The organism is uncultured Polaribacter sp., assembly GCF_947503855.1.
In the GTDB taxonomy this organism is placed as follows: Bacteria; Bacteroidota; Bacteroidia; order Flavobacteriales; family Flavobacteriaceae; genus Polaribacter.
Map to the genome: position 1 here is coordinate 119,184 of NZ_CANNFF010000007.1, position 21,054 is coordinate 140,237.

Consider the following 21,054-nt stretch of genomic DNA (forward strand, 5'->3'; position numbering starts at 1 on the left):
GCTAACCTAAAATAAATTTGTTAACTCTCATCTTCCAACTCCCAACTGATTTAAAGAATGCTTTTTCTATAGGTTCTTCTTCTTTTATGAGTTGTAGGATCAAAATCTTCCCATATTTTTTTAATGGCTTCATTGTCTTCTAATTCAGGGGTTCTAATACAATTTACAATTCCTTTTTCTGCAAATGTTTTTGTGTATTGGTCAAAAATAATAGCATGAACACCTTTGTTTTGATAAGCAGGATCTACACCAATTAAATAAAAAGTAACGTCTTTTGCATTTTTTCTAGCATTTAATAAATGAAACAATCCAAAGGGAAATAATTTTCCTTTCGCTTTCTGTAAAGCTTTAGAAAAAGAAGGCATTACAATAGCAAAAGCAACTAATTTATCTTCTTTGTCAACTACAAATTTTATGTATTCTGGATTGATAAAACTAATATATTTTTTCTTGAAAAACTCAATCTGAGCGTCAGAGATAGGTACAAATGTGGAAAGTTTAGAGTACGATTTGTCAAACACTTTAAACATTTCATCTACATAAGGTAAAATGTCTTTTGTTTTGGTAAAATCTAACGCTTTTAGTTGTAATCTTTTTTGTAAAATATTGCTAATTCTCTTGTAATAAGTAGCATTTACCTTTTCGAATTTAAATTTATTTTCTAAATATTCTTTTTCTTTTACAAATCCTAATTCTTCTAAATGGTCTTTAAAATAGGGGTGGTTGTACCAAGTAATCATGGTGCCTAAATGATTAAAACCATCTATTAAAACCCCAGTTTTGTCTAAATTATTAAACCCAACAGGACCTTCTAAATACTCAAGTTTATGTTGCTTACCAATTTCGCTAACTTTATTTAGTAGTGCTTTGGTTACTTCTAAATCATTAATTACATCAAACCAACCAAAACGCATTTTTTTTATTTGTTGCTTTTCAACTTCAAACCAATTGATAATTGCTGCAACTCTACCCACAATTTTACCATCTTTTAAAGCGATAAAAAACTGAGCATCTGCATTTTTAAAAACAGGATTTTTATTAGGGTCAAAGTTATCAACTTCGTCTTTAATAATAGGAGGTACCCAAAATTTGTTATTTTTGTAGAGTGAAAAAGGAAATGTAACAAACTGTTTCATTTCTTTTTTAGTCGTAATTTTTTTGACTGTAATCATTGCAAAAAAGAGTTTCTATTTGTTGCTTTTTTTTTCTTCTTCTTTTCTTCCTTTTTCATTTTTTCTTCTAGCTCTTTAATTTCTTTTCTATTTCTTTTAGGTCTTGTTCGTCTATTTTAATTTTTCTTCTTAAATACACGAAACAATTTACTAAAAAAGCTATTTTGTTTTTTGTTGAAGTTATCAATTGGGGTGTCTTTTATTTCTAAACCATCGTCACCTAGTTCTTTAAAATTATCATAGTGTTTATCTATTCTGTAAGAAACACCTAAACTAGCGTAAAAACCCTGAGTTTTTCCCTCAAACAACATTCTTGCAGAAGTATTAATCTGTAAATTTCTATTATATAAATATGCAAAACCTGCACCAAGATTTATGTTATTTTGATATTCTTGAAAAACGGTTTGGTTTTCAAAAAAAGCAGACCATTGGTTGCTAAAGTTTTGTGTTGCTGTAATTATGTAAGAAAATTCGGCAAAATCACTCCTAATATTGTCATAGAAAACATTGGTAATCACATTAAAATCTCTAGTTAAATTATGTTGTAATAAAACACCTACTTTTGGGGTAATGTTTCCTGTTTTGTGTATGTCATTTACAAAATCTGTATTCATCCCTAAATAGATAGCTACAGAAGGTATTAATCTTTTTTTATCAAAAGCATTTCTTCTTTTCCAGCTTCTAACTTCTTTTGATTTATCTTCGTATTCTTGTTGATATACTAAATATTTTGCACCAATAGTAGCTCTGCTTAAACCCGATGTAAAATAATGAGAGGTATAGATGTTTTTAAAAGCAACTTTATCTCTTTGATAAGTTAATTGTGTGTTTAATTCTAAGTTTTCTGATAAAAAACTAGTTCTAAAAAGCAAATCGAAACCCAAAGATTGTGGTCTAGAAAAGGTGGGTTCTATAGTAGTATTTCTAAAAAATAGAGTACTTTCAAACTGATAAACTCCTGAGCCAACACTATATGGGCTTTCAGAAAAACCAGGTTTGTTAGAGTTGATAAGATCTGTATACTGCGCATTTACAGCAAGGTAACTCAAAAAACAGAATACAAGAGTAAGTTGTGGTTTTTTTAAGTTCATACGTATTGTAAAGAGTTAATGTATTAAGTTTAACAGGTTACACAAACATAGGGTAAAAAAAGCTATTTTATAAAGGCAAACCCTACTTTTTTAGGTTTAAGAAAGTTTTATAGATTCATAACGCTTCAATTGTGTTCAAATTGTTATTTTTGATATATTTTTAATTATATTTTTAAATGGGTTTACTTAAAACAATCTTTTTTATTCTCATCTTTTATTATGCTTTTAAATTTTTAGCAAGGTTATTTGCCCCTTTTTTAATGAAAAAAGCCGCAGAAACCATTCAGAAAAAAGCCGCACAACAATTTAAAGGAGAGCATAGACAGCAATCATCTACTGTAAAAAATGGTGAAACAATTATTGATAAAAAACCTGGTAGCCATAAAGAAACTAACAAATCTGTTGGAGATTACGTAGATTTTGAAGAAATAGACTAGTAACTATTTTCTTACTCATACATTAATCAAAAAAAATAAAAGCTTTGAAATTTACTAAGATATATCCTTACTTACTAGCCATTGTAATATTTACTGTAGCGTCTGTAATTTACTTTCATCCTGTATTAAAAGGACAAAAATTAAATCAATCAGACATTACTCAGTTTAGAGGTATGGTAAAAGATATTAATGATTACAGAGCAGAATATAATGCAGAACCTTTTTGGACAGCAGCTTCTTTTAGTGGAATGCCTGCATACTCTGTAAGCGCATATTACCCAAATGATTTTGTAAGAAGCTTAGATAAATTATTACGTTTTTTACCAAGACCAGCAGATTATACTTTTTTATATTTTTTAAGTTTTTTTGTATTGATGATGGCCTTAAAAGTAAATTGGCGATTGGCAATTTTAGGAGCTTTAGGCTTTGGGTTTTCTACCTATTTAATTATAATTTTTGGAGCAGGACACAATGCAAAAGCACATGCAATTGCTTATATGCCCTTGGTTTTAGCAGGAGTTTTATGGGTTTTTCAAAAACGATTTGTACTCGGTTTTATAGTAACAGGGGTGGCAATGGCTTTAGAAATTTATGCAAACCACATTCAAATGACCTATTATTTAGGTTTTTGTCTTTTAATTTTAGGAATTGTAGAATTTATATACGCCTTAAAAGAAAAAGTATTGTCTTCTTTTATTAAAAAAGCAGCAGTTATCTTAGCAGCAGTTGTTTTAGGTCTGGGGGCAAATGCACCACGTTTAATGGCAATGAAAGAATATTCAGACCATTCTACCAGAGGTAAATCTGAATTAACCATCAATCCAGATGGAACTCCAAAAAAAGCTACAAAAGGATTAGATAAAGCATATATAACGCAATATAGTTATTCAAAATTAGAAACTTTTAATTTGTTTGTGCCACGTTTTATGGGGGGAGGAACCGTAGAAAAATTAGGAGAAAATTCTAATTTTTATCAATTTATTGAAGGGAAAGCGGGTAAAAAAGCTGCAGATGATTATTCTAAACAAGTATTAACCTATTGGGGAGATCAACCCATTGTAGAAGCACCTGCATATATTGGAGCTGTATTTTTCTTTTTATTTTTCTTAGGATTTTTCTTGGTAAAAGGCAGACTAAAACAATGGTTAGTAGCTGCTACTGTATTTTCAATCATTTTAAGTTGGGGTAGAAATTTTGAAGTAGTTACCCACTTTTTTATTGACTATGTTCCTTTATACAATAAATTTAGAGCAGTTTCTTCTATACAAGTAATTGCAGAATTGTGCGTGCCAATTTTAGCAATTTTGGCGTTACAAGCTTTCTTTTCTTCTAAAATTGCTAAAAAGGAAAAACAAGAAGCGCTTAGAAAAGCGGTTTACACTTTTGGAGGATTAATTATTGCTGGTTTTTTATTAGCACACATGATTGGTACTTTTGAAGGATTAAGAGATGCACAACAATACAGTGAAATACCAGGGTTTTTAGAAGCTGTTATTGCAGATAGAAAAGCCATGTTGTTAACAGATACTATGCGTTCTTTAGTTTTGATGCTTTTTGCGGCAGGATTTTTATGGTATTTATTAAAAGAAAAAATAAAGCAGGTTCCTGTAATTTTAGGCTTGTTAGTTTTACTACTTTTCGATTTGATTTCTGTAGATAAAAACTACGTAAATGCAGACGATTTTAAATCTGCAAGAAAAATTAAAAAACCTTTTGTAGCTACAAATGCAGACAAAGCCATACAGCAAGATAAAGAGTATTTTAGAGTTTTAAATTTTGCTGTAGATCCTATGAATGATGGAAGTACATCTTATTTTCATAATTCTATCGGAGGTTATCATGCAGCCAAGTTAGGGCGTTATAACGAGTTGTTTGAGTATCAAATTGCAAAAAATAACATGCAAGTTTTAAACATGTTAAATATCAAATATTTTATTATACCAGATAAAGAAGGCAATTTGCAACCGCAAATAAATCAAGATGCAAATGGAAACGCTTGGTTTGTAGATAATTTATTAATTGCCAAGACTGCCAATCAAGAAATAAAAGCATTAGACTCCTTAGATACTAAAAAAGCAGCTGTAATTATAGAGAGTGATTACAATCAGCTTAAAAAAGAAAACAATTTTTCTTTACAAAAAGATACTACAGCAACCATCAGTTTAGAGAAATATAGTTTGACAAGTTTGGTCTATAAAACGCAATCTCAAAAACCTCAATTTGCTGTTTTTTCAGAGATATTTTACCAAGATGGTTGGATTGCTTACATAGATAAAACACTGGTGCCACATTACCGAGTAAATTATGTTTTGCGAGGAATGAAAATACCAGCAGGCACACACACTGTAGAGTTTAAATTCGAGCCAAAGGTAATTCAACAAGGTAAATTAATATCACTTTCTTCTTATGGTTTGCTAATTTTGATGGGTTTGGGATGGTTTTTTTATAAAGAAAAGAAGAAGCCTAAACAATTATGAGAATAGGTATGATTTTAGATGCTTCTTTTCCTCCAGATCCAAGAGTAGAAAATGAAGCGGTTTCCTTAGTTAAAAATGGACATGAGGTTTTTCTTTTTTGTTTAAAATATAATAAAAAACAAGAAGATGAAATTATTAACGGAATTCTTATAAAAAGATATGCATCTAACAAATTAGAATACAAATTATCTGCTCTAGCCTATACAATTCCTATTTATTCTTTTTTGATGAAAAAAAAGATTAAAAATTTTATAAAAAACCATGATATTGAAGCATTACACATACACGATATTAAAGTGGCAGAAGCTGTTTTTAAAGCGAATAAAAATTTTAATTTACCAGTAGTTTTAGATTTGCATGACAACATGCCAGAAGTGATGAAATTGTATCCACATTTACAGAAATTTCCTGGAAAGTATATTATTTCTCCTAAAAAATGGAAAATTAAAGAAGAGGAGTTTATACGTAAAGCAGATAAAGTAATTTCAGTTTCTCCAGAGTTTTTAGAAACATTGGCTATAAGATTGCCTAAAGAAAAAGAGAAACTGATTTTAGTACCTAATACAATTAGAACTTCTTTTTTTAAAGATTATATAATAGAGCAAAGTATTTTAGAAAAGTATAAAAATAATTTTGTGCTTCTGTATTTGGGAGATACCCATTTAAGAAGAGGTTTACAAACTGCTATTGCAGCATTAGCCACTTTAAAAATTAGCATACCCAATATTAAGTTGGTAATTGTTGGTAAAAATACCACAGATACTATTTTAAAAAAACAAGTTAGAGATATAGAAATTGCAGATTATGTAGATTTTGAAGGTTGGCAAAGTGTATCTTTATTTCAGTCTTATATTTTAGCAAGTAGTATTTGTATTTCTCCTTTACATAGAAATTTACAGCACGATGTTGCCTACGCAAATAAAATATTTCAATATATGAGTTTTGCAAAGCCTTTGCTGGTAAGTAATGCAACAGCCCAACAAAAGCTAATTGAAAAAGTAAATGCGGGCTTGGTACATACAGATAGAGATATTACAGATTTTACCAATAAAGTTTTAGAGCTTTATAAAAATGAAAAATTAAGAGTAGTTTTGGGTAAAAATGGAAAACGATTTGTAAAAGATGAATTTTCTTGGGAACAAACCTCAAAAAAACTACTACATTTATACGATAACTTACAAGCTTGAAAGTATTAATAATTACATATTATTGGCCACCTGCTGGTGGTTCTGGTGTACAACGTTGGTTAAAATTTGTAAAATATTTACAAAATTTTGATATAGAACCTGTGGTGTATACTGTAGATAATGCCAACTATCTAAAACAAGACAGCTCTTTAGAAAGTGAAATTCCAAAAAATATAAATATTTTAAAACAGCCTATTTGGCAACCTACAGATATCTTTTTTTGGAAAAAAAATAAGCAACAAAAAAAAGGAATTTCTAACTTGAGTAAAGGAGGTTTTTTATCTTTTGTGAGAGGAAATTTTTTTATTCCAGATCCTAAAGTGTTTTGGGTTAAAAAATCTGTAAAATTTTTACAAAGATTTTTAAATAACCATAAGGTTGATGTAATTATTTCTACAGGACCACCACACAGCATGCATTTAATTGCAAAAAAAATCCATCAAAAAAATAACATAAAATGGATTGCAGATTTTAGAGATCCCTGGACAGATTTGTATTACAATAAAGATTTTAAACAATTATCATTTGCTAAAAATAAAAATAAGAAGTTAGAAACTTCAGTTTTAAAAAATGCAGATTGTGTTGTAACTGTTAGCAATCATTTAAAAAAGCAGTTTGCTGCCATTGCAAAAAACGTAGAAGTAATTACCAATGGTTTTGATGATGAGGTTTTATCTGAAAATACTTTCGTTTTAGATAAAAAATTCACCATTTCTTATATTGGTTTGCTACCCAAACAAAGCAATCCAAAGGTTTTATTTGGTGTTTTAAATCAACTTTGTCTAGAAAATAAAGATTTTAAAAAGGATTTACAATTAAATTTTATTGGAGATATTGCTGATGAGGTGAAATTAGAAATAGAAAATACTAATTTATTAGAAAACGCATCTTTTACAGGATATGTTTCTCATAAAAAAGCTATTGAATTTCAGAGGAAAGCGCAAGTGTTGTTATTGTTAATACCCAATGTAATAAATAATAAAGGAATTTTAACTGGTAAATTATTCGAATATTTAACCGCAAAAAGACCTATTTTAGCCATCGGTCCAGAAGATGGGGATTTGGCAACAATTTTAAAAGAAACCAATGCTGGTGTAATTTCAGATTTTAATAATTCAGTAAAATTAAAAGTAGAAATTTTACACTTATATCAACAATATAAAACAGGTAGTTTAGAGGTTTCTTCTAAAAATATCAATCAATATCACAGAAAAGAGTTAACGCAACAATTGGCAACAATCATTAAAAATTTATAAAATAAATGGGCATTGTTTTAAAACAGTCTTTTAGAAATACCATAATTATTTATGGAGCATTTTTAGTGGGGGGTATCAATACAATTGTTTTTTATCCTAGAATTTTAAAATCTGAATTTTACGGTATGGTAACCTTTTTGTTGTCTGCTTCTAATTTGGTAATGCCTTTAACTGCATTTGGTGTTCAATATACCATTGTAAAGTTTTTTTCATCTTATAATAGCAAAGAAGAAAAAGACAAGTTTTTATCTTCGGTCATTTTTTTACCCTTATTAATTGCGCTGCCTCTGGGTTTTATGTGGGATAATGCACATGATTGGATTATGAGAAGCGTAACCAAAGAGAATGAAATTATAGAAAGTTATACTTTTTCCATTTACTTAATTGCTATTGCTTGTGCGTATTTCGAGCTTTTTTATTCTTGGACCAAAGTTCAGCTACAAACAGTTTTTGGGAATGTTTTAAAAGAATTATGGAATAGAGTAGTAGTAATGTTTTTACTATTGGCTGTATTTTTTGGTTTTATAGCTAAAACAGAATTTATTTGGTACTTAACGTTTGCGTATATTCTTAGAGCATTTGTAATGATGTTTTATGCATTTTACATGTATTTACCGAAGTTTTATTTTAAACTCCCAGCAAACTTTATAGAAATTATTAAATATTCTTTATATATCATTTTAGCAGGTTCTGCAGGTGCCATTTTATTAGATATTGATAAAATTATGATTCCTGGAAAAGACACCATAGAAAAAGCAGCTTATTATTCTGTAGCTGTTTTTATTGGTTCTTTTATAGAAGCACCCAGTAGAGCTATGACTCAAATTTTACAACCTTTAACCTCTAAATCTTTAAACGAATTTAATACCAAAGAAGTAGAAAGTTTATACAAAAAGAGTTCTATTAATCTATTATTGGTAGGTGGTTTGTTTTTTTTATTAGTGAATTGTGGGGTTAGGGAATTATTTAAATTAATGCCAGAAAAAGGATATGCAGGTGGTGAGTTGGTTGTTTTAATGATTTCTTTAGCAAAATTATACACTATGTTTTTAGGTAGTAACGGAGCTATTATAAATAATTCTAAGTTTTATAAAGTTACTTTGCCAATTGCTATAGGTATGTCTGTTTGTGTGTATCTATTAAATCAGTTATTTTATTTTAATTTAGAATTTGGCACAGATGGTCTAGCCTTGGCAACATTATTAACAATTTTATTGTTTAACTCTTTTAAGTTGTGGTTTGTGCATCGTAAATTTTCTATAACACCATTTACACCCAAATCTATAAAAATGGTGTTTATAATTTTGGTGCTATTTTTAGGGTTTTATTTTTGGGATTTTAATTTACCTGCTATAGAAGTACAAAATTTTTCAATAACACCAATTATAAATATTTTAATTAAAACAGTTTTAATTACGGTGGTGTATGTTTATTTAGTTTTAAAACTAAAAGTATCTAACGAGTTTGATGCTTTACTACAGAAGTTTTATAAATTTTATAAGTAACAATCTAAATAATCTGTAGCCATATGAAACAATAAAGCAATGGCTAAAATTCTAATTCTCTTAAAAAATAAGGCTATAAAGTAACCACCAATAGCAATATAACTATGTAATGGGTGAAAATTGATACTACATCTATTTTCATCAAAAATAGGATTTGCTAATAAATGATCTACATCTACCAACATAGAAGCTAAAAATATAAGAAACACTAATTTCCATTTTTTTCTAAAAAAGAAAAAAGCTATTAAGAAAGGGGCAATAAAATGTAAAGAGTAATGTATTGTAAATTTTAAATCAATCATATTTTAAAAATAAGCCCTATTTATAGATAGCTTAATGTATTAGGACCTTCCATAAAAATTAAATCTAGAATAGATAAATTGGGTATAAAGCCATGTTTGTCATCAAACATTTGAATGTACTTCTTAAAAGTGTTTTCTGGTTGATGTTTTACATCTGCTAAAAACCGAAAATCATTCTTTATATTTTCAGTTGCATAAGTGTTTGTTTTCTGGAATTGAATGTCTAATTGCATAGCATCTTTAACAAATAAAAAAGTATCGATATTTAAATCTTGTAAAAAGTTGTATTCTTTGGTAAATATGGGCAACAAATCATCAATATAAAACTCAAAAAAAGGTGAGTTATGGTAAGCTGTTTTTAACGATTTTAAATGTTGATCTTGCCAAGCCACATTGTTTTCTATACGTGTGTCTTTTGTTTTTTTTCTGCCATTTGTGACAGGATGTTTAACAGGAATATTTAATAATTGTTTGCCATTTGTGTTATAAATGTAGCATCTATTCCTATAACTTTGTTTCTGAAAATTATCTTCTACTTCAAAAGTTATTGCTCTATTATCTGCCATTCCAGTATATTGAGAAATAGGAGAGAAGTAAGTAGGAATAAACAACGCCATTGTTTATTTTTTTGTGGCTTTTTTCTTCGGTTTAAAAAAGCTATACCCAATATAAATAGCAATTAGTGCAAATACAATGTATCTATAAGAAACAGGTTTTCCATCTCCACCTACAGTGGTAAACATTCTGTCCCATCGAATCGATTTAATTTTTGCCCCAAAACTAGGTGCATTGGCGTCCCAACTAAACCAAACCATTACAGGTTTTCCTAAAACATGATCAAAAGGAACATACCCCCAATATCTTGCGTCTAAAGAGTTGTGTCTGTTATCTCCCATTAACCAATAATAGTCTTGTTTAAAAGTGTAAGAATCTGCTTTTTCTCCGTTGATAAAAATATCATCTCCAACAACTGATAAGCTATTATTTTCGTAGTTTTTAATAATTTGCTCATAAAAAGGTAAAGTTTCTGTATTTAACTGTACAGATGCCCCAGCTTTTGGTATGTAAATTGGTCCAAAATTATCTTGACTCCACCCTAGTTTTTCAACATGAGGAAAAATGGCTTTGTCAGCTCCAAACGTTAATTTTGTTAAAGATGCAGTTTGTGGGTGTTTTCTTAATCTAGCAGCCTCTTCTTCAGTTAAATTGATATTTATTTTATTTTCTACAGAAACTATATTAAGTTTTGCAGCTAAACCTTGACTTACACCACCAGCAACTTCTGTGTATAAAGAATCGTTGCTAATTTTAGTTAAGTTGGCAGCTTTTTCAAAAGCTTCTTGTACTCTTGTATCGTTCCAATATTTGTTTAAAACTTTATAGACACCTGTTCTTTCTTTGCTAATTACAAACTTTGGAAACGTATTTCTAGTAATAGGCCCCTTAGCTTCATAGGTATAGTAAAATTGTAGTTTGGCTCTTTCTGGTAATACATTTTTCTTACCATTAATATATACATACCCATCTCTTAGCTCTAAAGAATCGCCAGCAATAGCAACACAACGTTTTACATAGTTGGTTCTTTTATCTACTGGTTTGTAGGTAAACTCGCCAGAGTTATCTCCCCACATTGTTTTTAAAGAATCTACAGGCCAATTAAAACAAACAATATCGTTGTTTTTAATTTTCTGCAAACCAGGTAAACGTGTATAAGGTAGTTGAGGTTTTTTTAAGTAAGATGCCAAACCAGTTAAAGGTATAGAATCGTGTACCATAGGCGCTGCAATTACTGTTGATGGAACTCTAGCCCCGTAATGAAACTTGCTCACAAACAAATAATCGCCCACCAAAAGTGTTTTTTCTAAAGAGGATGTTGGTATGGTAAATGGCTGTATAAAATAGGTGTGTACCAGTGTTGCAGCAATTACTGCAAAGGTAATTGAGCTTATCCATTCTCCTAACTCAGAACGTGGTTTTAAGCTTCTGTTTTCATGAAACGAAGCATCTGCAGTGTAATTGATATAGTAAATATAGAAACCTAAGGTTACTATTACTAAAAGAGAATCTATCTTTTTGTAAAAACCAAACGTTCTGATGGTTTCTATCCATATTACAGGAAACATTAATAGATTCACTACAGGTATAAATAATAAGATGGTCCACCATTTTGGGCGTTTTATCATTTGCATTAAAACCACTCCATTATAAATTGGTATGGCTGCTTCCCATGCTTTTCTACCTGCTTTTACATATAGCTTCCAAGTACCCAAAAAGTGAAGTACCTGTACTACTATAAAAAATATAAACCATTCTGTAAATGTCATACTATTTTATTTTATTGATGTCAACTTGATCTTAGTTAAGAATTCATTATAAATTACTTAATAAGAACTCTTTATTGCTTTTAAGGAAACAAAACCATTTTTTATTGGTAGGTTTTGCGTGTATTTTGTTACAATATTATTTAATGTTTAATACATCTTTCATAGAAAAAACACCCGTTTTATCTAAAATCCATTCTGCAGCAACTACTGCGCCTAAGGCAAACCCTTTTCTGTTGTGTGCTGTATGTTTTATTTCTATAGAATCTACTTCAGAATTATACCAAACAGTATGTGTGCCAGGAACTTCTGGTATTCTTTTAGCTACAATTGGTATGTTGTTTTCTGATGTTTTATGGTCTAACTCCCATTTTTCTTTAGATGAGTTATCTATAATTCCTTCTGCTAAAGTAATGGCTGTTCCACTTGGTGCGTCTAATTTTTTAGTATGATGAATTTCCTCCATAGAAATGTCATAATCTTCTAAATTTTCCATCATTTTAGCCAATTGTTTGTTTAGCTCAAAAAATATATTTACACCTAAACTATAATTAGAGGCATAAATAAATGCCCCTTTTTCTTTTTTACAAAGGTTTACAGCATCCTCATATTTAGCTAACCAACCGGTTGTACCAGAAATAACTGGAACCCCATTTTTTAAACAATTAGAAATATTATCAAATGCAGAAGTGGGCACACTAAAATCAATAGCTACATCAGCTATTGTTATGTCTATAACATCTTCTACATCTTTTCTTATAACAATTTCATGGCCTCTAGAAACTGCAATTTTTTCAATTTCTTTGCCCATTCTACCATAACCCAATAATGCAATTTTCATTTTTAAAAAGTATATTTTAATGTAAAACCAACTTTTGGAGCATCAAACTGAATAGGATCTTGCACCATTGTTGGTCTAATTGATAAATTATCGTCTGTATTAAATTGAATTAAGTGTGCGTTTACACTTGCTTCTACAATTTGTAAAACATAAAGAATAACACCAGAAAGTAAAGACATATCTCTGTTTTCTCTTAACTGTTCTTGTGCTCTTTCTAAGGTTTCTAAAGAAACTCTTTCGTTTCCTAAATCATCTGTAAATTCGTCTTGAAAACCATTTTTTCTTAACTTGTAAGCAGTTCTATATCTTTTGTAGCTACTATTATTTGTTAAATAATAATAAGTAGGTATTGCTAAAGCACCCCAAACAATAGGAGCTTTCCAGTATTTTTTGTTATAAATTTGGCCTAAGCCAGGTAAAATAGCAGAGTAAAATGCAGCTTTTGCGGGTGCTAAAGGTTTGTAAGTACCTTGTGCAACAAACACATCATCTTTAATTTTAATGTCTTTTACTTTTGTAGAATCTATTTGACTATAAAGTTGTAAAGAAAGAAAAATAATTGAAAAAAAGAATATGTTTTTTTTTGAAAACACTTATTTTAATAAGTTTTTTATGCGATTAAAATCTTCTTCTGAATCAAATGGAATGGAAATTTTACCTTTACCATTGCTTGAAACACTAATTGTAACTCCATGCCCAAAAAAATCGCTAATATCTTTTGTACCACTTTTAATATAGGCAGGAACTGCTTTTTTCTTTGGTTTTGTAACGGTACCTGATTTTAAGCTTTTTACCAAATCTTCTGTTTGTCTTACAGAAAGTTTTTCTCTTAAAATTCTTTCGTAAATGGCTAGTTGATCTTCTGTATTATCTACATTGATCATTGCACGTCCATGCCCCATTGAGATAAAACCATCTCTCATACCTGTTTGTAAAATTGGGTCTAACTTTAATAAACGTAAATAATTAGTTACTGTAGATCTTTTTTTACCAACTCTTGTGCTTAATTCTTCTTGCGTTAATTGAATTTCATCAATTAAACGTTGATAGGATAATGCTACTTCTATTGGGTCTAAATTTTTACGTTGAATATTTTCTACCAATGCCATTTCTAGCATTTCTTGGTCGTTGGCAATTCTAATATACGCAGGTATGGTTTTATTACCTATTAATTTAGAGGCCCTAAAACGTCTTTCTCCAGAAACTAGTTGAAATTGGTTTCCTTCTAATTTTCTTACAGTAATTGGCTGTATAACACCTAGCTCTTTTATAGAGCTTGCGAGCTCTCTTAGAGCATCTTCATCAAAATATGTTCTTGGTTGGTAAGGGTTTACATCAATTAAATCTAATTCTATTTCTATTATATTTCCAACCACTTTATCTGCATTTTTATCTTTTGCAGAGTTTATGTTTGGTGATTCTTTTAACAAAGCAGATAATCCTCTTCCTAAAGCTTGTTTCTTAGTTGCTTTTGCCATTTTATGAATTCTTTTTTAATAATTCTTGTGCCAAATTTAAGTAATTTACTGCACCTTTACTTGTGGCATCGTACGCAATAATGCTTTCTCCATAACTTGGTGCTTCTCCTAAACGAGTATTTCTTCTGATAATTGTATCAAAAACCATGCTAGAAAAATGCTTTCTAACTTCATCAACAACCTGGTTAGACAAACGCAAACGAGAATCGAACATTGTTAAAAGTAAGCCCTCTATTTCTAAATCTGAATTATGAATTTTTTGTACACTTTTTATTGTGTTTAATAATTTCCCTAAACCTTCTAATGCAAAGTATTCACACTGTATAGGAATAATTACAGCATCTGCAGCTACTAAAGAGTTTAGTGTTATCAACCCTAAAGACGGTGCACAATCTATTAAAATATAGTCATAGTCATCTTTAATTTCTACTAAAGATTTTTTTAACATATACTCTCTATCTTGCTTATCTACTAACTCAATTTCTATAGCTACTAGGTCTATGTGGGCAGGAATAATATCTACATTTGGCGAATTTGTTTTTACAATAGCATCTTTTGCAGAAAGTGTGTGCTCTAATACTTGATAAGTACCCCCTTCTACATTTTCTATATCAACACCTAAACCAGAAGATGCGTTTGCTTGTGGGTCTGCATCTATTAACAATACTTTTTTTTCTAAAACACCTAAAGAAGCGGCTAGATTTACACTGGTAGTAGTTTTGCCTACACCACCTTTTTGATTTGCTATTGCAATAATTTTACCCATTAAAATACCTCTAGTTTTATAAATGTAAAATTACATTTTTTTATGATTTTTTAAAGTTAAAGATGTTAACAAAAGAATAAAGTTTTAAAACACTGTATTTTAGTGTTTTATATTGTTTTTTTTATTCTTTTTTCACAAATTAAAGTCTAAAAAAACGAAGGTTTACTTCGGTTTTAAAAAGTTTTATTTGGATTAATTTATGGGGGTATTCTTTAAAACCTCTTTTAAAAAGTTCCAGAATTTCTGTGTTGATGAAATACTTGCACGTTCGTCTGGAGAGTGAGCTCCTCTAATGGTTGGTCCAAAAGAAATCATGTCTAGTTTTGGATAGTTTTGTCCTAAAATACCACATTCTAAACCTGCATGACAGGCTGAAATATGTGCTTTTTCGCCATGTAAATCCTCATATAATTTAGAAACTATTTCTACTATTTCTGAGTTGATGTTGGGTTGCCAACCAGGATATTCTCCAGAAAAAGTTACTGTAAAATTAGCCAATTCAAACGCAGATTTTAAACTATTTGCCAAATCTTGTTTACCACTTTCTAAAGAAGAACGTGTTAAACAACTTATTTTTATATTGCCATTTTTTACTGAGATTTTTGCAATGTTGTTGGATGTTTCTACCAAATCTTTAATTGCTGGACTCATTCTGTAAACTCCATTATGTGCTGCGTAAATAGCCTGAATTAAACTTTGGCTTGTGTTTTTATCTAGTGATTTCTTGGGAGTTTCAAAAGTAGAAATATGTATTTCTAAGTTGGGTTCTATTGTTTTAAACTCTGCTTTAATATTCTTTATTTCAGCATCAAAAGCAGTAACTACCTCATGATTATCATTTTTGTTTATTGTAATAATAGAAGTACTTTCTCTAGGAATGGCATTTCTTAAACTTCCTCCATTAACTTCACAAATATAAATAGCGTTAATTGCTGTGTAGTGAATACGATTCATTATTTTATTGGCGTTTCCTAAACCTTTAATAATGTCCATTCCAGAATGTCCTCCATTTAAACCTTTAACTTCTATTTTGTAAGCGATAAAATTATCAGAAACATCAACTTCAGTATACGTTTTGGTAGCTGTAATATCTACACCACCTGCACAACCCATTCCAATTTCATCATCTTCTTCTGTATCTAAATTTAAAAGAATATCACCTTTTAAAATACCGGCTTCTAAACCCATAGCGCCTGTCATGCCAGTTTCTTCGTCAATAGTAAATAGGGCTTCTAAGTTTGGATGTGCAATTTCTTTGGATGCTAAAATAGCCATAATTGCAGCCACACCTAAACCATTGTCAGCACCTAGAGTTGTTCCATTTGCAGTTACCCAATCTCCATCAACCAACATTTGAATACCTTGGGTGTTAAAATTAAAATTGGTATCATTATTTTTTTGATGAACCATGTCTAAATGACTTTGTAAAACCACTGTTTTTCGGTTTTCTAAGCCCTTGGTTGCCGGTTTTTTTATAATGACATTACCTACTTTATCTACAAAAGTTTCTAAATTTAGTTTTTCACCAAAATTGACCATAAATTGTATAATGCGTTCCTCTTTTTTGGAAGGGCGAGGTACAGCATTTAAATCTGCAAACATGTTCCATACTTCTTTTGGTGCTAAATTTCTTACTTCTAAGCTCATTATTATGTTTTTATATTTCGATACTCAAAAATACGTTTTTAAAGCGGTTCAATAAAATTAAAAACTCACTAAAATAGACTGTTTTTAGACTTTTTTAGTGAGTTGATTATTTTTTTTATTTTAAAAAAATTAAGAGATTTCTATAACCGTTTCAGTAATATTTTTTCTAACTTTTTTCAAATCTTTCATATAATCATCTTCTGCTCTAAAGCCAACAGGTAAAACTAAAATAGATTTTAAATTACGTTCTGTTAATTGTAAAATTTCGTCATATTTTTCTGGATTAAAACCTTCCATTGGACAAGAATCTATTTGTTGCATAGCACAAACCGTTAAAAGGTTTCCCAAAGCAATGTATGCTTGGTTTTTATTCCATATAAATAATTCTTCTTGTGTTTTTTTTGCAATTTCAGCTGTTAAAAACTCTTTAAACGGATTGATAATGTCATCTGGTGTGTTTCTAATTTTCTGTACTAAATTAAAATAGGTTTCAACTTCTTTTGGGGTATACTTATCTTTTACACAGATAACCAATAAATGAGAAACTTGTACAACTTGTTGTTGATTCCAAGAATGTGGAACCAATTTTTCTTGAATTTCTTTATTTTCTACAACCACTAATTTTAAAGGTTGTAAACCGTAACAAGTTGCAGTTAAATTAAACGCTTCTTTTAAGAGGTTTAGCTGTTCTTGAGTAAGGTTTTTATTTGTGTCGAATTTTTTTACAGCATATCGCCATTTTAAATTGTCTATAATATTCATTTATCTATATTTTACTTCAAAAATAAGGTATTATTGTTATTTTGTAAAAAGTAGATTATTGTATAAATTTATACAAGTATCAATTTTTTTGTACCTTGAAAACAAAAAATTATGAATGAAGATTTTCTGCACTTTGTTTGGAAATTTAAATTGTTTGCTAACAATAATTTACGTTTAACTTCTGATGAGGATTTAGAGATTTTAAAATTTGGAATGCATAATTTTAATGCAGGTCCCGATTTTTTAAACGCACAAATTAAAATTGAAGGACAAGTTTGGGTTGGTAACATAGAAATTCATTTGAAATCTTCTGATTGGTATTTACACAAACACGAAACGGACCCAAATTATGATGCAGTTATTTTACATATAGTTTGGGAAAATGATGCTGTAATTTTCATGAAAAACAATTTACCTTTGCCAACTTTGGTTTTAAAAGAATTGGTAGACGCCCAAGTTTTAAGTAATTACAGATCGTTGCTTTTTACCCAAAAAGACTGGATTCCCTGTGAGAAATCAATTGATAAAATAGATGATTTTACACTAGAAAATTGGAAAGAACGCCTCTTTTTTGAACGATTAGAACAAAAATCATCAGTTATAAAAAATCTTTTAGAACAAGAACATAATAATTTTGAAGCTGTACTTTTTCAGCTTTTAGTTAAAAATTTTGGTTTAAAAATAAATGGAGATGCGTTTTTAACACTAGCCAAATCTATCGATTTTTCTGTGGTGCAAAAAGTCAACTTTAATGAGCATCAATTTGCAGCCTTGTTATTTGGGCAGGCAGGTTTTTTAGAGGAAGTACAGGAAAATGATTATCATTTACAACTTAAAAATGAGTATCAATATTTGCAACATAAATATCACTTACAGCCAATTTTGAAAGCGCAATTTTCATTTTTTAGAATGCGCCCTAATAATTTTCCTACTATTAGAATTGCACAATTGGTAGCTTTGTTTAGTAAACAGAAAAATTTATTTTCTAAGCTGATAAATTTAAAAGAACTAAAAGAGTTTTACGATTTGTTTGCTATTGAAATGCATCCTTTCTGGAAAACACATTACCATTTTAATTCGGTTTCAAAAAAATCTCATAAAAAGCTTACAAAGTCTTTTATAGATTTGTTAATCATAAATACCATTTTACCTTTAAAGTTTCTTTATCAAAAGAGTAGAGGAGCAGTAGATGAAGATTCTTTTTTGCAGCTTTTGAAAAAGATAAAACCAGAAAAAAATAGTATCATTTCTAAATTTTCTGATTTGGGCGTTTGGTCTAAAAATGCTTTTGATACACAGGCTTTGTTAGAGCTTAAAAATAACTATTGCGCACCTAAACAATGTTTACAATGCGCAATAGGAAAAACTATTTTATATAAATAGTTCAGTTATTTTGGGTCTAAAATACTGTTAACTATTACAAAAGCATCTTTGTAATGGTATTTTGTTATTTTATCTACAGCTCTTTTACTTGCTACATTTAACTGATATTTTAAAGTAGTTAATTCTCCACGAACAATAGATGAAATATCTGTATTTTGTAAAGATTTGTCTTCCATTAAAGATTTCATTCTATCAATAAAATACTTTTGTAAATTTCTTCTATAAACAGTTACATTTTTTATAGATTTTGTTTCAGAGAAAATACCTTTTCTTAAATCACTAATCATATCTACAACAGTGTAATTGTTGTTTAGAATTACCTCTGCATCTATCATTCTATTTAAAGTTCTTGTGCTTAAAATACTTCTAAGATATCTGTTTTGGTAACTTCCAAATTTTGATATGTAACCAGCTTCATCAATTTTATTTAAAATATTTTTACTTAGTAACCAATCTTGAGTTTTAAATACATTTTCTTGCAACCATTGCATAGATTCTTTTTGCTTATCTTTAGATACTGGCACATAAATATCTCCAGATTGTGATGGTTTTTTATGAAACTCATAAACACCACCAATATTTCCGGCTACATGCCCAACATATCTGCCCCAAACACTTAATAACTCTCCATACAATTCACTTAAATCTTCGTAATTATTTGTTTGATTAGAGGTCCATTTTGGTAAGTTTTTAGCAACAATTTTTAAATTTTTTACCCCATAAGTGCTTGATTTTACTTGGTCATTTCCAATACCTTCTGTTTGTGCAGATGGGTCAAAACGTTGCGCACCAAATCTGTAAATAGGATTGTTTGCTTTGTCTTCAATCCATTTGTTTAAGATAGCAACTTCCTCTTCAGGTTTTTTTGCTGATGGTATTTTTCGATATCCCCAATTGATTGCATAATGATCATAGGGTCCTAATTGTCTTATAAAACGGATATTTTTATCTCCAGGTTGTGCTACATAATTGTATCTAGCATAATCCATAATAGTTGCTGCAATTCCATTTTTCTGAGTAAAATTACCATTTCTTAAATCTTCTGTATCATAAGCATAACTTGCAGCCATATTATGAGGTAAACCTAGCGCGTGCCCAACTTCATGTGCGATTACCATGCGCATCATATCTCCAATTTCTTCATCTGGAGTGTTTAAAGTTCTGGCAGAAGGATTTGCTGCACCTGTTTCTAATAAATATCGGTTTCTGTAAGAACGCAAATGGTTATGATACCAAATAATATCACTTTCTAAAATTTCTCCTGTTCTTGGATCTGATACACTTGGGCCAACTGCATTTCTTGTGGTACTTGCTACATATCTTATAGAAGAATAACGAACATCTTCCATAGAAAAATCTGGATCTTCTTCTTTTGTTGGTGGCATTTTCGCCATAATTGCATTTTTAAAACCAGCAGTTTCAAATACTTTTGCCCAATCATCTACACCTTGTTTGATGTATTTTCTTAATTTTTTGGGTGTTGCTGGGTCTAAATAATAAATAATTGGTTTTACGGGTTCTACCAATTCACCTTTATTATAGGCAGCCCAATCTTTTGGTTCTAAACGCCAACGTCTAATATATCTTTTACTTTCTGCTTTTAAGGCTTCTGAACTGTAATCTACATTTCCGATTGAAAAATACCCCACACGTTTATCGTAAATTCTTGGCATCATTTGGTTTTCTGGTAATAAAATCATAGATTGATTGATGCGCATTGTAATGGTGTTTGTAGAAGAATTACTCGGTGGTGCATCTGCATCAAACGTAAAATCTTGTACAACTTCTATATTTTTTGGGTAACTTTTTACGCTATTTATAAAACTTCTAGAAGCATCTAATCTTCTAACCTTATATCTTTTTCTATAATACGATGGTAAGCCAGTAATTGCTTTTACATCTGTAGAAAAGAATTTTGTAACATCTATTAAAACTGCTGTAGAATCTATGTTTTGTGATTTGATATCAAAAGCATAAATAATAGGTTCTAAGTTATTTGCTTTTACAGATTTGTAAATTGGTAAAGAGTCGTTTGCAATGGCATTGTAAGATTTTACTTTTAGTAATATTTTGTTTTTATAATGCTCCCAAACAATAACTTGTGTGTTTATTTTAGAACCCGCATTTACATAACCACCTCCTAAACCGGTAGGTAAATCTTTAATTCTGGTTACTAGAAGCATGTCTTTATTTAAAAGGTTTTTAGGTATTTCGTATAAATACGAATCTTTATTGTTATGAACTTTAAATACTCCATCATCTGTTTTTGTCTCTTTTTTTACAAAGTCGGTATATTTTTTTGCTCTTTTCTTTTTAGAAGTTGATGTTTTTGCTGTTGTTTGTTTTTTTAAAATTCTGCTATTTTGTGGTGAGCACGCAAAAAATATTAATAAAGCAAAAGATAAAAAGATTATTTTTTTCATGTGTTG

At 29.7% G+C, this 21,054-nt stretch carries 18 protein-coding genes; 6 read left to right on the forward strand and 12 right to left on the reverse strand.

Going from position 1 to position 21,054, the window contains the following annotated elements; all coding sequences use genetic code 11:
• Nucleotides 1-50 precede the first annotated feature (50 nt).
• Nucleotides 51-1,172 carry a GTP cyclohydrolase gene (locus tag Q0662_RS07660; RefSeq protein WP_298948393.1) on the reverse strand — a complete coding sequence of 374 codons (1,122 nt, stop codon included), beginning with the start codon at nt 1,170-1,172 and terminating at the stop codon, nt 51-53.
• A gap of 116 nt (nt 1,173-1,288) precedes the next feature.
• On the reverse strand, nt 1,289-2,263 hold the full coding sequence (locus Q0662_RS07665) for a transporter (RefSeq protein ID WP_298948394.1): 975 nt from the start codon (nt 2,261-2,263) through the stop codon (nt 1,289-1,291).
• 176 nt (nt 2,264-2,439) lie between these two features.
• Between Q0662_RS07665 and Q0662_RS07670 the strand changes: the two genes are divergently transcribed.
• From Q0662_RS07670 to Q0662_RS07690, 5 genes are read left to right on the forward strand one after another with little or no spacing between them, the layout of a single operon-like run.
• Nucleotides 2,440-2,700 carry a DUF4834 family protein gene (locus Q0662_RS07670; RefSeq protein WP_298948395.1) on the forward strand — a complete coding sequence of 87 codons (261 nt, stop codon included), beginning with the start codon at nt 2,440-2,442 and terminating at the stop codon, nt 2,698-2,700.
• A gap of 35 nt (nt 2,701-2,735) precedes the next feature.
• Nucleotides 2,736-5,177, forward strand: coding sequence for a YfhO family protein (locus Q0662_RS07675; RefSeq protein ID WP_298948599.1), 2,442 nt, complete (start codon nt 2,736-2,738; stop codon nt 5,175-5,177).
• Nucleotides 5,174-6,364 carry a glycosyltransferase family 4 protein gene (locus tag Q0662_RS07680; RefSeq protein WP_298948396.1) on the forward strand — a complete coding sequence of 397 codons (1,191 nt, stop codon included), beginning with the start codon at nt 5,174-5,176 and terminating at the stop codon, nt 6,362-6,364. The genes Q0662_RS07675 and Q0662_RS07680 overlap by 4 nt, the downstream gene beginning before the upstream one ends.
• Nucleotides 6,361-7,620: a glycosyltransferase family 4 protein gene (locus Q0662_RS07685; protein WP_298948397.1), complete on the forward strand. Its 1,260-nt coding sequence runs from the start codon at nt 6,361-6,363 to the stop codon at nt 7,618-7,620. The genes Q0662_RS07680 and Q0662_RS07685 overlap by 4 nt, the downstream gene beginning before the upstream one ends.
• A gap of 5 nt (nt 7,621-7,625) precedes the next feature.
• A complete protein-coding gene (locus Q0662_RS07690; protein ID WP_298948398.1) occupies nt 7,626-9,125 on the forward strand; it encodes an oligosaccharide flippase family protein in 1,500 nt (499 codons plus the stop codon).
• On the opposite strand, the gene Q0662_RS07695 is transcribed toward Q0662_RS07690, so the two are convergent.
• The 9 genes from Q0662_RS07695 to Q0662_RS07735 form a co-directional block, all read right to left on the reverse strand.
• On the reverse strand, nt 9,116-9,427 hold the full coding sequence (locus tag Q0662_RS07695; RefSeq protein ID WP_298948399.1) for a DUF6122 family protein: 312 nt from the start codon (nt 9,425-9,427) through the stop codon (nt 9,116-9,118). The two genes, Q0662_RS07690 and Q0662_RS07695, sit on opposite strands and share 10 nt — an antisense overlap.
• Nucleotides 9,428-9,447: 20 nt before the next feature.
• Complete coding sequence (locus Q0662_RS07700) at nt 9,448-10,044, reverse strand: WbqC family protein (protein ID WP_298948401.1); 597 nt, start codon at nt 10,042-10,044, stop codon at nt 9,448-9,450.
• A gap of 3 nt (nt 10,045-10,047) precedes the next feature.
• On the reverse strand, nt 10,048-11,751 hold the full coding sequence (lepB, locus tag Q0662_RS07705) for a signal peptidase I (RefSeq protein WP_298948403.1): 1,704 nt from the start codon (nt 11,749-11,751) through the stop codon (nt 10,048-10,050).
• A gap of 136 nt (nt 11,752-11,887) precedes the next feature.
• A complete protein-coding gene (gene dapB / locus Q0662_RS07710; protein WP_298948405.1) occupies nt 11,888-12,589 on the reverse strand; it encodes a 4-hydroxy-tetrahydrodipicolinate reductase in 702 nt (233 codons plus the stop codon).
• A gap of 2 nt (nt 12,590-12,591) precedes the next feature.
• Nucleotides 12,592-13,182, reverse strand: coding sequence for a DUF5683 domain-containing protein (locus Q0662_RS07715; RefSeq protein ID WP_298948407.1), 591 nt, complete (start codon nt 13,180-13,182; stop codon nt 12,592-12,594).
• Nucleotides 13,183-14,067: a ParB/RepB/Spo0J family partition protein gene (locus tag Q0662_RS07720; RefSeq protein ID WP_298948409.1), complete on the reverse strand. Its 885-nt coding sequence runs from the start codon at nt 14,065-14,067 to the stop codon at nt 13,183-13,185. It abuts the gene before it with no gap.
• 1 nt (nt 14,068) lies between these two features.
• Nucleotides 14,069-14,833, reverse strand: coding sequence for an AAA family ATPase (locus Q0662_RS07725; RefSeq protein ID WP_298948411.1), 765 nt, complete (start codon nt 14,831-14,833; stop codon nt 14,069-14,071).
• Nucleotides 14,834-15,025: 192 nt separating this feature from the next.
• Nucleotides 15,026-16,480: an aminoacyl-histidine dipeptidase gene (locus Q0662_RS07730; RefSeq protein ID WP_298948413.1), complete on the reverse strand. Its 1,455-nt coding sequence runs from the start codon at nt 16,478-16,480 to the stop codon at nt 15,026-15,028.
• A gap of 129 nt (nt 16,481-16,609) precedes the next feature.
• On the reverse strand, nt 16,610-17,242 hold the full coding sequence (locus tag Q0662_RS07735) for an NAD(P)H-dependent oxidoreductase (protein WP_298948416.1): 633 nt from the start codon (nt 17,240-17,242) through the stop codon (nt 16,610-16,612).
• Nucleotides 17,243-17,353: 111 nt separating this feature from the next.
• On the opposite strand from Q0662_RS07735, the gene Q0662_RS07740 reads away from it, so the two are divergent.
• Nucleotides 17,354-18,625, forward strand: coding sequence for a DUF2851 family protein (locus Q0662_RS07740; protein ID WP_298948418.1), 1,272 nt, complete (start codon nt 17,354-17,356; stop codon nt 18,623-18,625).
• Nucleotides 18,626-18,630: 5 nt separating this feature from the next.
• On the opposite strand, the gene Q0662_RS07745 is transcribed toward Q0662_RS07740, so the two are convergent.
• Nucleotides 18,631-21,048, reverse strand: coding sequence for a zinc-dependent metalloprotease (locus tag Q0662_RS07745; RefSeq protein WP_298948420.1), 2,418 nt, complete (start codon nt 21,046-21,048; stop codon nt 18,631-18,633).
• Between the last annotated feature and the right edge of the window lie 6 nt (nt 21,049-21,054).

Bases quoted from the DNA above. Each gene is read 5' to 3' on its own strand.
- Q0662_RS07670 (WP_298948395.1), top strand. From the start codon at position 2,440: ATGGGTTTACTTAAAACAATCTTTTTTATTCTCATCTTTTATTATGCT.
- Q0662_RS07695 (WP_298948399.1), bottom strand. From the start codon at position 9,427: ATGATTGATTTAAAATTTACAATACATTACTCTTTACATTTTATTGCC.
- Q0662_RS07740 (WP_298948418.1), top strand. From the start codon at position 17,354: ATGAATGAAGATTTTCTGCACTTTGTTTGGAAATTTAAATTGTTTGCT.
- Q0662_RS07665 (WP_298948394.1), bottom strand. From the start codon at position 2,263: ATGAACTTAAAAAAACCACAACTTACTCTTGTATTCTGTTTTTTGAGT.
- Q0662_RS07680 (WP_298948396.1), top strand. From the start codon at position 5,174: ATGAGAATAGGTATGATTTTAGATGCTTCTTTTCCTCCAGATCCAAGA.
- Q0662_RS07720 (WP_298948409.1), bottom strand. From the start codon at position 14,067: ATGGCAAAAGCAACTAAGAAACAAGCTTTAGGAAGAGGATTATCTGCT.
- Q0662_RS07700 (WP_298948401.1), bottom strand. From the start codon at position 10,044: ATGGCGTTGTTTATTCCTACTTACTTCTCTCCTATTTCTCAATATACT.
- Q0662_RS07660 (WP_298948393.1), bottom strand. From the start codon at position 1,172: ATGATTACAGTCAAAAAAATTACGACTAAAAAAGAAATGAAACAGTTT.
- Q0662_RS07690 (WP_298948398.1), top strand. From the start codon at position 7,626: ATGGGCATTGTTTTAAAACAGTCTTTTAGAAATACCATAATTATTTAT.
- Q0662_RS07730 (WP_298948413.1), bottom strand. From the start codon at position 16,480: ATGAGCTTAGAAGTAAGAAATTTAGCACCAAAAGAAGTATGGAACATG.
- Q0662_RS07725 (WP_298948411.1), bottom strand. From the start codon at position 14,833: ATGGGTAAAATTATTGCAATAGCAAATCAAAAAGGTGGTGTAGGCAAA.
- Q0662_RS07735 (WP_298948416.1), bottom strand. From the start codon at position 17,242: ATGAATATTATAGACAATTTAAAATGGCGATATGCTGTAAAAAAATTC.
- Q0662_RS07745 (WP_298948420.1), bottom strand. From the start codon at position 21,048: ATGAAAAAAATAATCTTTTTATCTTTTGCTTTATTAATATTTTTTGCG.
- dapB (WP_298948405.1), bottom strand. From the start codon at position 12,589: ATGAAAATTGCATTATTGGGTTATGGTAGAATGGGCAAAGAAATTGAA.
- lepB (WP_298948403.1), bottom strand. From the start codon at position 11,751: ATGACATTTACAGAATGGTTTATATTTTTTATAGTAGTACAGGTACTT.